The 14290-nt window shown below is 65.2% G+C and carries 12 protein-coding genes and 2 rRNA genes (1 of these 14 only partly in view); 12 read left to right on the top strand and 2 right to left on the bottom strand.

Annotation, left to right across the window (positions count from 1 at the left end; genetic code table 11):
* The 3 genes from U5N23_RS03490 to U5N23_RS03500 all read left to right on the top strand — a co-directional run.
* Positions 1–1132 (top strand): 23S ribosomal RNA (locus U5N23_RS03490) (it extends 1747 nt beyond the left edge of the window).
* Positions 1133–1270: 138 nt separating this feature from the next.
* Positions 1271–1383 (top strand): 5S ribosomal RNA (gene rrf, locus U5N23_RS03495).
* Between the two features lie 225 nt (positions 1384–1608).
* Positions 1609–2049: a YciI family protein gene (locus U5N23_RS03500; protein ID WP_322591452.1), complete on the top strand. Its 441-nt coding sequence runs from the start codon at positions 1609–1611 to the stop codon at positions 2047–2049.
* Positions 2050–2152: 103 nt separating this feature from the next.
* Here the strand turns inward: U5N23_RS03500 and U5N23_RS03505 are convergent, their stop codons facing one another.
* Positions 2153–3268: an MBL fold metallo-hydrolase gene (locus U5N23_RS03505; RefSeq protein WP_322591453.1), complete on the bottom strand. Its 1116-nt coding sequence runs from the start codon at positions 3266–3268 to the stop codon at positions 2153–2155.
* A 116-nt stretch (positions 3269–3384) separates the two neighbouring features.
* Here U5N23_RS03505 and U5N23_RS03510 point away from each other — a divergent pair, with 116 nt between their 5' ends.
* From U5N23_RS03510 to U5N23_RS03550, 9 genes are all read left to right on the top strand, one after another.
* Complete coding sequence (locus U5N23_RS03510; protein WP_322591454.1) at positions 3385–3780, top strand: MerR family DNA-binding transcriptional regulator; 396 nt, start codon at positions 3385–3387, stop codon at positions 3778–3780.
* 54 nt (positions 3781–3834) lie between these two features.
* Complete coding sequence (locus U5N23_RS03515; protein WP_322591455.1) at positions 3835–4290, top strand: PaaI family thioesterase; 456 nt, start codon at positions 3835–3837, stop codon at positions 4288–4290.
* 215 nt (positions 4291–4505) lie between these two features.
* A complete protein-coding gene (locus U5N23_RS03520; protein ID WP_322591456.1) occupies positions 4506–5696 on the top strand; it encodes an isovaleryl-CoA dehydrogenase in 1191 nt (396 codons plus the stop codon).
* Between the two features lie 40 nt (positions 5697–5736).
* The gene (can, locus tag U5N23_RS03525) at positions 5737–6396 is read left to right on the top strand and encodes a carbonate dehydratase (protein ID WP_322591457.1); all 660 of its coding nucleotides are present in this window, start codon (positions 5737–5739) and stop codon (positions 6394–6396) included.
* Between the two features lie 35 nt (positions 6397–6431).
* Positions 6432–8234, top strand: a complete 1803-nt coding sequence (gene aceK, locus U5N23_RS03530; RefSeq protein WP_322591458.1) for a bifunctional isocitrate dehydrogenase kinase/phosphatase — start codon at positions 6432–6434, stop codon at positions 8232–8234.
* Positions 8235–8310: 76 nt separating this feature from the next.
* Positions 8311–9495, top strand: a complete 1185-nt coding sequence (locus U5N23_RS03535) for an acetyl-CoA C-acyltransferase (RefSeq protein WP_322591459.1) — start codon at positions 8311–8313, stop codon at positions 9493–9495.
* A 72-nt stretch (positions 9496–9567) separates the two neighbouring features.
* Positions 9568–10608: a DUF695 domain-containing protein gene (locus U5N23_RS03540; protein WP_322591460.1), complete on the top strand. Its 1041-nt coding sequence runs from the start codon at positions 9568–9570 to the stop codon at positions 10606–10608.
* Between the two features lie 31 nt (positions 10609–10639).
* A complete protein-coding gene (locus tag U5N23_RS03545; RefSeq protein ID WP_322591461.1) occupies positions 10640–11308 on the top strand; it encodes an SDR family oxidoreductase in 669 nt (222 codons plus the stop codon).
* A gap of 51 nt (positions 11309–11359) precedes the next feature.
* A complete protein-coding gene (locus tag U5N23_RS03550; protein ID WP_322591462.1) occupies positions 11360–12490 on the top strand; it encodes an acyl-CoA dehydrogenase family protein in 1131 nt (376 codons plus the stop codon).
* Between the two features lie 13 nt (positions 12491–12503).
* Here U5N23_RS03550 and U5N23_RS03555 read toward each other — a convergent pair whose 3' ends face one another.
* Positions 12504–14279, bottom strand: a complete 1776-nt coding sequence (locus U5N23_RS03555) for an ATP-binding protein (RefSeq protein WP_322591463.1) — start codon at positions 14277–14279, stop codon at positions 12504–12506.
* Positions 14280–14290: the final 11 nt, after the last annotated feature.

Here is a 14290-nt window from a genome sequence, read left to right on the forward strand (position 1 = left end):
GGTGGCTGCGACTGTTTAATAAAAACACAGCACTCTGCAAACACGAAAGTGGACGTATAGGGTGTGACGCCTGCCCGGTGCTGGAAGATTAAATGATGGGGTGCAAGCTCTTGATTGAAGTCCCAGTAAACGGCGGCCGTAACTATAACGGTCCTAAGGTAGCGAAATTCCTTGTCGGGTAAGTTCCGACCTGCACGAATGGCGTAACGATGGCCACACTGTCTCCTCCTGAGACTCAGCGAAGTTGAAATGTTTGTGATGATGCAATCTCCCCGCGGAAAGACGGAAAGACCCCATGAACCTTTACTGTAGCTTTGTATTGGACTTTGAACAGATCTGTGTAGGATAGGTGGGAGGCTTTGAAGTGATGTCGCTAGATGTCATGGAGCCAACGTTGAAATACCACCCTGGTGTGTTTGAGGTTCTAACCTAGGTCCATTATCTGGATCGGGGACAGTGCATGGTAGGCAGTTTGACTGGGGCGGTCTCCTCCCAAAGCGTAACGGAGGAGTTCGAAGGTACGCTAGTTACGGTCGGACATCGTGACGATAGTGCAATGGCATAAGCGTGCTTAACTGCGAGACTGACAAGTCGAGCAGATGCGAAAGCAGGACATAGTGATCCGGTGGTTCTGTATGGAAGGGCCATCGCTCAACGGATAAAAGGTACTCTGGGGATAACAGGCTGATACCGCCCAAGAGTTCATATCGACGGCGGTGTTTGGCACCTCGATGTCGGCTCATCTCATCCTGGGGCTGTAGCCGGTCCCAAGGGTATGGCTGTTCGCCATTTAAAGAGGTACGTGAGCTGGGTTTAAAACGTCGTGAGACAGTTTGGTCCCTATCTTCCGTGGGCGCTGCAGATTTGAGGAAGCCTGCTCCTAGTACGAGAGGACCGGAGTGGACACACCTCTGGTGTATCGGTTGTCACGCCAGTGGCATTGCCGAGTAGCTAAGTGTGGAAGAGATAACCGCTGAAAGCATCTAAGCGGGAAACTCGTTTCAAGATGAGATCTGCCGGGGCCTTGAGCCCCCTGAAGAGTCGTTCAAGACCAGGACGTTGATAGGTCAGGTGTGGAAGCGCAGTAATGCGTTAAGCTAACTGATACTAATTGCTCGTGCGGCTTGACCCTATAACTTTGATAGCGCGTAATGTGCTTCAATGATTGTTATGCCAAGTTGACGCAGTCAAAAATACAAAAATCTAATCTGATTCCATACTCTATGAATTCGTTGTCTTGACCTAAACACCAAGACAACACCCAGTTATGCCTGATGACCATAGCAAGTTGGTACCACTCCTTCCCATCCCGAACAGGACAGTGAAACGACTTTGCGCCGATGATAGTGCGGGTTCCCGTGTGAAAGTAGGTCATCGTCAGGCTCTTACAGCCCCAATCCCCCTCAGTCCCCAAAGGACTGGGGGGTTTTGCGTTTGGGGTCGCCAAAAGTGCAGCCAGGCCCGCCAGAGGCTTCCGCAGCCGCCTGGACACGCCATGCCCATGGCCGCATCATCTTTGCAATTCCTTGTCGAAATCAAAGCCCCTGGCTCGTCGTATGGACAGGGCCTGCAGCTCTGACCCTTCCACAACACCCCAAGGAGATGGCAATGCGATTCATGGTGCTGATCAAGGCCGATGCCAACAGCGAAGCCGGCGTGATGCCCAGCGCGCAATTGCTGGCCGAGATGGGCCAGTTCAACGAGGAACTGGTCAAGGCCGGCGTGATGCAGGCGGGCGAGGGCCTGCACCCGAGTTCCAGGGGCGCCCGCGTGCGCTTCTCGGGCACGGGCCGCGAAGTGATCGACGGGCCCTTTACCGAGACCAAGGAGCTGATTACCGGCTTCTGGATCTGGAAGTGCGCGTCGCTGCAGGAGGCCATCGCCTGGCTCAAGCGCTGCCCCAATCCCATGCTCGGCGAATCGGAGGTCGAGATCCGGCAGGTCTTCGAGGCCGAGGACTTCGGCGCGGAGTTCACGCCCGAACTGCGGGCCCAGGAAGATCGCCTGCGCATTCAGGTCGAAGAGCAGCAGCGGCAGCAGGACGCCTGAACCGGGGGCGTCTGCTCCTATCGAGGTGATTGGCGGTAAATACGGCTATGAATGCCGCAGTTGTCTGCTGATCGGTGCAGATCCGGCCTGGAGCCGGGGTGCCTCAATCGACGAGGCTTGCCGTGGCTTGAAGGGGCACAGCGGCCGGTGCCTGCACAGGCGCGAAGCGGTACACGCCTTCGCTGTCCAGCCACCGGTCCAGCCGCCCATCGAACCACAGCAGATGCAGGTGGGCCAACGCCTCGCCGAGGGCGAAGGTCATCTGGTGCGCGTCCAGGGGGCGCTTGAACATCACGGGCAATACATCGGTGGCCGACAGTGGCGCTGCGCGGCTGGCGTCGATGATCTCCTGCAGGCGTTCCCGGTGGTGCTTCTGCAGTTGCGCGATGCGCACATGCAGGCCCGTGAAGGGCTTGCCGTGGGAGGGCAGGGTCAGCGTACCGGCCGGCAGCTCCAGATAGCGCGTGATCGAGGTGAGGAAAAGCCGCAGCGGATCGGCTTCGGGCTCGGCCGCGTGCACGCTCACATTGGTGGAAATGCGCGGCAGCACCATGTCGCCGCTGACCAGCACCGACAGTTCCGGGCAGTGCAGCGCGATGTGCTCGGGCGCATGGCCATAGCCACCGATGCAATTCCAGGTGCGCCCGCCGATCTCGATGGCATCGCCATCCATCATGCGCCGGTAGGTGGTGGGCAGGTCTGGCACCAGCGAGTGGTAGTAGGAGCCGCGGCCGTGCACATGGCTCAAGAACTCCTCGTCGCGTGCGCCGTGGGAGAGGTAGAAATCGGTTCCGGCCTCGCCACTGAATCCGTCGCGGCTGCCGATGGCGGTGCGCGCGGCATAGTAGTCGGTGGCACTGATCCACAGGCGCGCATCCCAGCGCGCGCACAGCCAGTGCGCCAGGCCGATGTGGTCGGGGTGCATGTGCGTCACGATCACGCGCAGCACGGGCAGGCCATCGAGGCTGGAGGCGAAAACCTCCTCCCACTGCGCGCGCGTGAGCGGGTTGTCGATGCAGCAGTCCACCACCGTCCAGCCGTCCACCAGGGCGTTGCTCACCCTCTGGCGGTCGCGCAGCAGCCACAGGTTGATGTGGTCCAGCGCAAACGGCAGTCCCATGCGGATCCAGCGCACCCCGGGCGCCACATCCATCGCCACCCCGGGCGCTGGAAGGGTGTCGCCCATGGGGTAGGTGATTTGGTGTTCGAGGGGGTTCATGCAGTGCCTGCTTGGGTTAGCATTGACGTTAACGTAAACGTCAGATTCACTGCATTGTAGGGACGGTTCGCAAAGCGACTGTCGCCAGTGCGAAACCTGCATCCCCCGATTGCCCCATGGCCACCTCCTACACCATCAGTGACCTCGCCAAAGAGTTCGACCTCACGACGCGTGCCATGCGCTTCTACGAAGACATGGGGCTGCTGCAGCCCGAGCGCACCGGCCCGGCCGGGCGCAACCGCATCTACAGCGCGCGCGACCGCACGCGGCTGCGCCTGACCCTGCGCGCCAAGCGCCTGGGCCTGTCGCTGACCGAGGCCAAGGAGATCATCGACCTGTACGACAGCCCGCGCGACACGGGTGCCCAGTTGCGCAAATTCCTGGAGGTGCTCGGGGTGCACCGCAAGCAACTGGAGGAGCAACTGGCCGACCTGCAGGCCAACCTGGAGGAGGTCGAAGAGCATGAACAGGAGGCCCGCGCACTCCTGAACAAGGTGAAATCGCAAAAATGATCCATAATTGACGTTTACGTAAACGTCAATTCGTCTGCAACCCAGGAACCTGCCGTGACCAGCCCTGCTTTCGAGGTGAGAACCCCGCACTATGCGGACCGCGTGAGAGACAGCTTTGCCCTGCAAGGGGCCATGCAGACGCTGGGCGCCCGCCTGGCCCGCATCGAGCCCGGCGCGGTGGACATCGAACTGGACTGGGCTGCAGCCCTCACCCAGCAGCACGGCTTCCTGCATGCCGGCATGGTCGCCACGGCGCTGGATTCGGCCTGCGGCTACGCCGGTTTCACGCTGATGGGCGACGATGCCGCCGTGCTCACCATCGAATTCAAGATCAACCTGCTGGCCCCTGCCCAGGGCGAGCGCTTTCGCATGGAAGGCCGGGTGCTCAAGCCCGGCCGCACCATCACCGTGACCGAGGGGCGCGCCTATGCCCTGGGCGCCCAGGGCGACAAGCTGGTAGCCACCATGGGTTGCACATTGATGGCCGTGACCGGCCGCGAGATGAAATGAAACGCCCCCTGAGTCGCTTCGCGCCATCCCCCTCTCTCTACCCGCTGCGCGGGTCGGGAGGGGGACGCCCCCAGTGCGGCGGGGCGGCCCTTGCACGGGGTCACTGGCTTGGCGCGCGCCAGTTTCATGCGATGTGGGCTGTGCGTCGTGCCATGGACAACTGACATCGCTGCACCTCCAATCCTCACCATTTACTTCCTACCAGGAGACAAACCATGAGCATCCCCGCCAACCTGCCAGGCCTGAACTTCCAGCTGGGCGAAGACATCGACGCCCTGCGCGACGCCGTGCGCGATTTCGCGCAGGCCGAGATCGCCCCCCGTGCGGCAGAGATCGACCACAACGACCAGTTCCCCATGGATCTGTGGCGCAAGATGGGCGAGCTCGGGGTGCTGGGCATCACCGTGCCCGAACAGTACGGTGGCGCCGCCATGGGCTACCTGGCGCACATGGTGGCCATGGAGGAGATCTCGCGCGCCAGCGCCTCCGTGGGCCTGTCCTACGGCGCGCACAGCAACCTGTGCGTGAACCAGATCAACCGCAACGGCAGCGAAGCGCAAAAGGCCAAGTACCTGCCCAAGCTGATCAGCGGCGAGCATGTGGGAGCGCTGGCCATGAGCGAGCCGGGCGCCGGCTCCGACGTGATCAGCATGAAGCTCAAGGCCGAGGACAAGGGCGGCTACTACCTGCTCAACGGCAGCAAGATGTGGATCACCAACGGCCCCGACGCCGACACCCTGGTGGTCTATGCCAAGACCGAGCCCGAGCTGGGCGCGCGCGGCGTCACGGCCTTCCTGATCGAAAAGGGCCTGCCCGGCTTCAGCGTGGCGCAAAAGCTCGACAAGCTGGGCATGCGCGGCAGCCACACGGGCGAGCTGGTGTTCAACAACGTCGAGGTGCCGGCCTCGCAGATCCTGGGCGGCCTGAACCAGGGCGCCAAGGTGCTCATGAGCGGGCTGGACTACGAGCGCGCGGTATTGACCGGTGGCCCCCTGGGGATCATGCAATCGGTGATGGACAACGTCATCCCTTACATTCACGACCGCAAGCAGTTCGGCCAGAGCATCGGCGAATTCCAGCTCATCCAGGGCAAGGTGGCCGACATGTACACCGTGCTCCAGGCGGGGCGCTCGTTTGCCTACACCGTGGCCAAGAACCTGGACATGCTGGGGACCGACCATGTGCGCCAGGTCCGCAAGGACTGCGCCAGTGTCATCCTCTGGTGCGCCGAAAAGGCCACCTGGATGGCGGGCGAGGGCGTGCAGATCTTCGGCGGCAATGGCTACATCAACGAGTACCCCCTGGGACGCCTGTGGCGTGACGCCAAGCTGTACGAGATCGGCGCGGGCACGAGCGAGATCCGCCGCATGCTGATCGGCCGGGAGCTGTTTGCCGAGACCTGCTGAACCTGCGGGCCGATTCCACTTTTTTGAGAGCCAGAGACCCATGTCCACATCCATCGAAGAACTTTTTGTCCACAACCGCGCATGGGCGGCCCAGATGGAGCGTGAACGCCCCGGCTTCTTCACCGGCCTGCTGGCACAGCAAAAGCCCAAGTACATGTGGATCGGCTGCTCCGACAGCCGTGTGCCCGCCAACCAGATCACCGGGCTGGAGCCGGGCGAAGTGTTCGTGCACCGCAACGTGGCCAACGTGGTCGTGCCCACCGACCTCAACTGCCTGTCCACCATCCAGTACGCGGTGGACCAGTTGCACATCGAGCACCTCATGGTCGTGGGCCACTACGGCTGCGGCGGCGTGCTGGCCGCGCTGGAGGGCACGCGTGTGGGCCTGGCCGACAACTGGATCCGCCACGTGCAGGACGTGCGCGACCGCCACCGCGACCTGATCGCCGCCACCGCGCCCGAGTGGCGCCACGACGTGCTGTGCGAGCTCAATGCCATCGAGCAGGTGGTCAACATCGCCCAGACCACGGTTATGCTGGACGCCTGGGGCCGCGGCGACAAGGTCACCCTGCACGGCTGGTGCTACGGCCTGAAAGACGGGCTCATCAACGACCTGCACATGACCATCTCCGGCACCGAGGGCCTTGATTCGCTGTACAGGGCGGCCATCGCCGGCGTGGCCGCCACCCGGCGGGGCTGAGTCCACAGGTCCTCTGCAGGATCGGCAGGCAACCCATGTTCCCGCAACGACTCGACTCGCCCCAGGCGTACGACATTGCCAAGGCGATGATGGACGGCTTCAATCGCCACTACCGACTGTTCCGCACCGAGTCCGCGCGGGCCAAGCACCGCTTTGAAACCGCCGACTGGCACGGCCAGCAGCGCGCCCAGCGCGAGCGCATCGAGTTCTACGACCTGCGCGTCAAGGAATGCGTGCGCCGGCTCGAAAAGGAATACGACGCCGGCACCCAGCCCATGGACGTCTGGCACCAGGTCAAGCTGCACTACATCGGCCTCTTGGTCAACCACCACCAGCCCGAACTGGCCGAGACCTTCTTCAATTCGGTCACCTGCAAGATCCTGCACCGCACGCACTTCCACAACGACTTCATCTTCGTGCGGCCCGCGGTCAGCACCGAGTACATCGAGAACGAAGAGCCCGCCGCGCGGCCCACCTACCGCGCCTACTATCCCTCCCGCGAGAGCCTGCACGGCACGCTCACCCGCATCATCGACAACTTCCAGCTGCAGGGCGAATTCGCCGACCTGCCGCGCGATACCAGCCATGTGCTGCGCGCCATGCAAGGCCGCCTGGACAAGGTGCGCCTGCGCGCCAATTTCCAGATCCAGGTGCTGGCCAGCCTGTTCTTTCGCAACAAGGGCGCCTACGTGGTGGGCAAGATCATCAACGGCTTCAACGAAGTGCCGTTCGCCCTGCCCATCCTGCACGACGGCGACGGCCGGCTCACCATCGACGCGGCCCTGTTCGGCGAGGACGACCTGCAGATGCTGTTCAGCTTTGCGCGCGCCTACTTCATGGTGGACATGGAGATCCCGAGCGCCTACGTGCAGTTCCTGCGCAGCCTCATGCCGCGCAAGCCGCGCGCCGAAATCTACAACGCCCTGGGCCTGGCCAAGCAGGGCAAGACCCTGTTCTATCGCGATTTCCTCTACCACCTCAAGCATTCGAGCGACCGCTTTCGCATCGCGCCCGGCATCAAGGGCATGGTCATGCTGGTGTTCGACCTGCCGTCGTTCCCGTTCGTGTTCAAGCTCATCAAGGACTTCTTCCCGCACCAGAAGGAGACCACGCGCGAGCAGATCAAGGCCAAGTACCTGCTGGTCAAGCAGCACGACCGCGTGGGCCGCATGGCCGATACGCTCGAATACAGCGAGGTCGCCTTTCCGCGCGACCGCTTCGACGACGAGCTGATCGCCGAGATCCAGAAGTTCGCGCCCAGCCAGCTGGAGATCAGCGACCGCGATGGCGACGGGCAGACCGAGGTCATCATCAAGCACCTGTACATCGAGCGGCGCATGATTCCGCTCAACATCTACCTGCAGGAGGCCTTCGACACCGGCCTTTCGGACAACCGTGCGCGCCAGCAGATGGAGCACAGCGTCATCGAGTACGGCAACGCCATCAAGGACCTGGTGGCTGCCAACATCTTCCCCGGCGACATGCTGTGGAAGAACTTCGGCGTCACGCGCAACGGCAAGGTCGTGTTCTACGACTACGACGAGATCGAGTACCTCACCGACTGCAACTTCCGCCGTGTGCCCACGCCGCGCAACGAAGAAGAAGAGATGAGCGGCGAGGTCTGGTATGCCGTGGGCCCGCGCGACGTGTTCCCCGAGACCTTCGGCCCGTTCCTGCTGGGCAACGACGCCGTGCGCGCGGTGTTCATGCAGCACCACGCCGATCTGCTGGACGCCGCGTTCTGGCAGTCGCACAAGGAACGCATCCAGGCGGGCCATGTGTACGACGTGTTCCCCTACGACACCGACCGCCGCTTCACCGGGGCGCCGCGGGACTGACGGGCCTGCCCCGGCACCCCAGGCATCCCACCGCAACCCTCTCGATTCACCCCCCCACCTTTCAGGAGACAACACCATGAACCAGGATCCCATCGTCATCGTCGGCGCCGCACGCACCCCCATGGGCTCGCTGCAGGGCGACTTTTCCAGCCTGGCCGCCCATGACCTGGGCGGCGCAGCGATCAAGGCCGCCATGGAGCGTGCCGGTGTCTCGCCCGACGCCGTGGGCGAGGTGCTGTTCGGCAACTGCCTGATGGCCGGCCAGGGCCAGGCGCCTGCGCGCCAGGCGGCCTTCAAGGGCGGCCTGCCCAAGGGCGCGGGCGCGGTCACCTTGTCCAAGATGTGCGGCTCGGGCATGAAGGCGGCGATGATGGCGCACGACATGCTGCTGGCCGGCACGCACGACGTGATGGTGGCCGGCGGCATGGAGAGCATGACCAACGCCCCCTACCTGCTGCAGAAGGGCCGCGGCGGCTATCGCCTGGGCCATGACCGCATCTTCGACCACATGATGCTCGACGGCCTGGAAGACGCCTACGAGGCCGGCCGCTCCATGGGCACCTTTGGCGAAGACTGCGCCGCCAAGTACCAGTTCACGCGCGAACAGCAGGACGCCTTCGCCACCGCCAGCGTGCAGCGCGCCAAGGCCGCCACCGAATCGGGCGCGTTTGCGGCCGAGATCGTGCCCGTCACCGTCAAGACCCGTGCGGGCGAGACCGTGGTGTCGGTCGATGAAGGCCCGGGCAAGGTCAAGCTCGAGAAGATCGCCGGCCTGAAACCCGCCTTCAAGAAGGACGGCACCATCACCGCCGCATCGAGCTCCAGCATCAACGACGGCGCCGCCGCGCTGGTGATGATGCGCGAATCGACGGCCAGGAAGCTGGGCTGCAAGCCCATCGCCCGCGTCGTGAGCCACGCCACGCATGCGCAGGAGCCCGAGTGGTTCGCCACCGCGCCCCTGGGCGCCACGCAGAAGGCGCTGGCCAAGGCCGGCTGGGCCGTGGGCGACGTGCAGCTGTGGGAGATCAACGAGGCCTTCGCCGTCGTGCCCATGGCACTCATGAAAGAGCTCGGCCTGCCGCACGACAAGGTCAACGTGAACGGTGGCGCCTGTGCCCTGGGCCATCCCATCGGCGCCAGCGGTGCGCGCATCATGGTCACGCTGATCCATGCGCTCAAGGCCCGGGGCCTCACCAAAGGCCTGGCCACGCTGTGCATCGGCGGCGGCGAGGCCACGGCCATGGCGCTGGAATTGGTCTGATTTCGGCTGAACCCTGTTCGGCCAACAATAGCGCCTTCACCACCACCATCCTCCGCACCGGAGCCTGCTGCCATGGACGCCACCACCGCCGCCATCACCGCCTTCTGGCGCGAGTTCGCCGGCTCCGAGGGAGCATTGCACGCCCTGCCGCTGCGCGAACGTGTGGAGGAAGGCAATGCCCTGCTGGAGCGGCACCTGGAAGGCCTGGCGCTGGAGATGTCCGGCGGCGACCAGGATGCGGTGGTGGACCTGATCGTCACCGCCCACGGCAGCATCGATTGCTTTCCCCTGCTGGTGCAGATGGTGGCGGCCGCGCCCAGGCTGCAGCACCACGCCCCTCGGGCATTCCGCGAGCGCACGCAGCAGCCGGACTTTCCCATCGGCATGGACGACTTCGAGCTGTCCACCTCCGAGGTGCTGATCGCCTGCAGCCAGGACGACGGCCAGGCCGCGCTGGAGATCCGCTTCGGCCGCGAGATCCCGCAGGATTTTCAGGACCATGTGCGCAACATGGCGTTCATCATGATCGACCATGTGCTGGGCGAGTACGACTTTGCCGTGAAGGTCGGTGCCGTGGACTTCGTGGAAGAGTCGGCGGACCCGGATGCCGAGTGGACCCCCTTGAGCCTGCTGCCCCCCGTGTTCGATCGCTACTGGAGCGAGACCCTGGGGCGGACCGGTGATTTCCCCACGGGCGAGCATGAGTGGGAGGGCTTGACCCTGGCCTTTGCGGGGTCGGATGACCAGGAGGCTGGCGAGTCGCAGGACACGGCCATCGTCATGGTCAACCGCAGCGCCAACCCCGTCGCCATGCGCGCCGACCTGGCCTATGCCCTCACCCTGGACCTGGCCGTGGGCGACCGCGACGAGCTCGAAGCCGTGCAGGACCTGCACGACCAGGCGGCCACGCTGCTCGAGCTGCCGCAACTGGGCATCCTGGCCTACACCATGAGCCGCAACGGGCGTCGCAAGGCCGTGTACTACGTGGGCGACGAGCAACTGGCCAAGCAGACCCTGGCGCCGCTGCTGCTGCGCGACGAAGCCGCATCGCTGGAGCTCTCCACCACCTTCGATCCCGCCTGGTCCGGCTACTTCGAGTTCGCCGTCCACTGACCGATTCTTCACTTCACAAGGACACCCCGAGATGGCCACCATACTCGTCATCGGCGCATCGCGCGGCATCGGCCTGGAGCTGGTACGCCAGTATGCGCAAGCGGGCGAGCGCGTGATCGCCACCGCGCGCGACGGCGCCGGGCGTGAGCGCCTGCAGGCCCTGGGCGCGCAGGCGCTCACGGTGGACGTCGCCAACCCCGCCAGCGTGAGCGGCCTGGCCTGGCTGCTCGACGGCGAGAAGATCGACCTGGCGCTCTACGTGGCGGGCGTGATCCGGCGGCCCAATGCACTGACGCCGCCCACGCAGCAGGACTTCGATGCGGTCATGCACACCAACGTGCTGGGCGCCATGCAGGCCATCCCGCAGGTGGCACCGATGGTGGCCGATGCGCAGGGCGTGTTTGCCTTCGTGTCCTCGTCCATGTCGCAGATCGGCAGCGTGGACGACAGCGACTCCTGGCTGTACCGCACCAGCAAGGCCGCCCTCAACATGGCCGTGGCCTCGGCCCAGCACGACTACCCGGGCGCCACCCTCCTCACCATCGACCCTGGCTGGGTGCAGACCGAGATGGGCGGTGGCGAAGCGCCGCTCACGGTGCAGGAGAGCGTGCGCGGCATGCGTACGACGCTGGCCGGCGTGACTGCGGCCGACAAGGGCCGCCTGCTGCACCACGATGGCCGGCGTGCGGCGCACTGGTAGCCCGCGGCCCCTTTTTCCATTCCTTTCAAAAGACGAGATTCCGGAGACACCATGCTGCTGACCCAAGACCAGGAAATGATCCGCGACGCCGTGCGCGATTTTGCGCAAGAACAGCTGTGGCCCCATGCGGCCCGCTGGGACAGGGAGCACCACTTTCCCCAGGAGGCGCACCAGGGCCTGGCCGCGCTGGGCGCCTACGGCATCTGCGTGCCCGAAGAGCTGGGTGGCGCGAACCTCGACTACGTGACCCTGGCCCTGGTGCTCGAAGAGATCGCCGCCGGCGACGGCGGCACCAGCACGGCGATCAGCGTCACCAACTGCCCCGTCAATGCCATCCTCATGCGCTATGGCAATGCGCAGCAGAAGAAGGACTGGCTCACGCCCCTGGCCCAGGGCCGCATGCTCGGCGCCTTCTGCCTGACCGAGCCGCATGTGGGGTCCGACGCCTCCGCGCTGCGCACCACCGCTGTGCGCCAGGGCGACGAATACGTGATCAACGGCGTCAAGCAGTTCATCACCAGTGGCAAGAATGGCCACGTGGCCATCGTCATCGCCGTGACCGACAAGGGCGCCGGCAAGAAGGGCATGAGCGCCTTCCTCGTGCCCACCGACAACCCCGGCTACGTGGTGGCGCGGCTCGAAGACAAGCTGGGCCAGCACAGCAGCGACACGGCGCAGATCAACTTCGACAACTGCCGCATTCCGGCCGAGAACCTGATCGGCGCCGAGGGCGAAGGCTACAAGATCGCCCTCGGGGCGCTCGAAGGCGGGCGCATCGGCATCGCCGCGCAAAGCGTGGGCATGGCGCGCAGCGCCTTCGATGCCGCGCTGGCCTATTCCAAGGAGCGCGAGAGCTTCGGCACCGCCATCTTCAACCACCAGGCCGTGGGCTTTCGCCTGGCCGAATGCGCCATGCAGATCGAAGCCGCGCGCCAGCTCATCTGGCATGCCGCTGCGCTGCGCGATGCAGGTCGCCCCTGCCTCAAGGAGGCGGCCATGGCCAAGCTCTTCGCCAGCGAGATGGCCGAGCGCGTGTGCAGCGCCGCCATCCAGACCCTGGGCGGCTACGGTGTGGTGAACGACTTCCCGGTCGAGCGCATCTACCGCGACGTGCGTGTCTGCCAGATCTACGAAGGCACGAGCGACGTGCAGAAGATCATCATCCAGCGCGCACTGGCCTGAGCGCCGCACGCCATCAGTTGCCTTGCTGCCGCAGCCACTGCGCGAGCAGGGCGTGCAGCGTGTCGGCATCCACCGGCTTGCGCAGCACCAGATAGCCCTGGGCATCGGCCTCCTGCAATTCCGGGGCGTCAAACTCGCCACTGACCATGGCGCCGTGCGCCTCCGGGCAGCGCTCCAGCAGCGCCAGCAGCACCTCGAAGCCACTCTCGCCCGAGCGCAGCCGCTGGTCGCACAGGATGGCCTGCGGCGCGAACCCGGCTTCGATGTGGGCGAAGGCCTCGCCCGCATTGGAGGCCAGGCGCACCTCCACGTCCCAGGTGCCGAGCAGGGCCGACCAGGCGCCCAGCACATGCGGGTCGTCGTCCAGCACCAGGCAGCGCCCGTGCAGCGGGCCGTAGCGTCCCTGCGCCCCCATTGGCGCCAAGTGCTCGGCCAGCGGCGGTGCGTCTGTGGCCGGCAGCTCGATCCAGAAGCACGATCCCTTGCCGAGATGGGACTGGAGGCCTTGGCGCGCACCCATCAGCGCCACGCAGCGCGCCACCACCGCCAACCCCAGGCCATGGCCGCTGCGGTGGATCTCCCACGCATGGCGCGGGCGGTAGAAGGCCTGGTAGATCTGGCCCTGCTCCTCCAGGGCCACCCCCACCCCGGTGTCCCACACCTCGATGCGCCAGTGCCTGCCGCGCCGGCGCGCGCCCACCAGCACCCCGCCGTGCGGCGTGTAGCGCAGCGCGTTGTGCACCAGGTTGGCCAGCGACTGGCGCACCAGCGCCGGATCGGCCAGCACCGTGGCCTGGTGGGGCGGCCGGTGCAGGCGCAAGGCCAGGCGCCTGGCCCCCGCTTCTGCGGAGAACTGGGTCTGCAGGTCATCGAACAAACCGGCCAACGCCACGGGCGCGGGCCGCAGCTCCACCGCACCCGACTCGATGCGCGACAGGTCCAGCAGGGCATCGAACATGTGGCTCACCGAGCGCATGCTGAGCCGCCACTGCGTGAGCAGCCCTTCGAGCCGCGGGATGTCCTTGCCATGCAGGGCAATGGCCTCGGCCAGCAGGCCCATCGCATGCACGGGCTGGCGCAGGTCGTGCGCGGCGGTGCTCAGAAAGCGGTTCTTCTCCGCCAGCGCCGTCTCCGCAGCGGCACTGGCCTGGCGGTAGCGTTCGGCCAGGTACCGGCTGTGCTCTTCGAGCGCCACCTGGCGCACGAAGAAGCGGTGCGAGTGGATGGCACTGCGGTAGATCACCGCCATCATCACCATGGCGATGGGCAGGGTGAAGTACCAGTGGCTCTCGAAGGCCCAGGGCATCATCACGAGGCTGCCGGTCATGCCGAAGAAGAAGGCGCGGTAGATCTGCCACGAGGCAGACATCTGGGCGGCGTGGACGGCCACCGTGCCCATCAGGGCGGCATACACCAGCAGCATGAAGTCATAGCTGGCACTGCCCATGGGCAATGCCACGGCCGATGCCAGCGCCACGCCATGGGCCAGCGCCAGCCGCTGCACCCGGGGCTGCCAGGTGGCAAGCAGCTCGGCGGGGGGACTTTCGAGCTGCTCGCGCCGGTAGCGGCGCAGCAGATGCCATGCGTACCACAGGGCTGGCAGGTACAGCGCGCCCCCGACGAAAAAGCCCCAGGGGTTGCCGCCCAGCCAGGCCAGCAGCCCTCCGAACAGAAAGCCCATGGCAGGCATGGCGGCCATGCTCAGGCGCAGGCGCGCGAAGGCGGCGCTCAGCAGCCGCAGGCGGCCTTCGTCGCTGGGCATGGGGGCGTCGAGCGGGTGTTCTGGCATGTCCGTGCGCA

This window comes from Acidovorax sp., assembly GCF_034519795.1.
Lineage (GTDB): Bacteria > Pseudomonadota > Gammaproteobacteria > Burkholderiales > Burkholderiaceae_C > Acidovorax.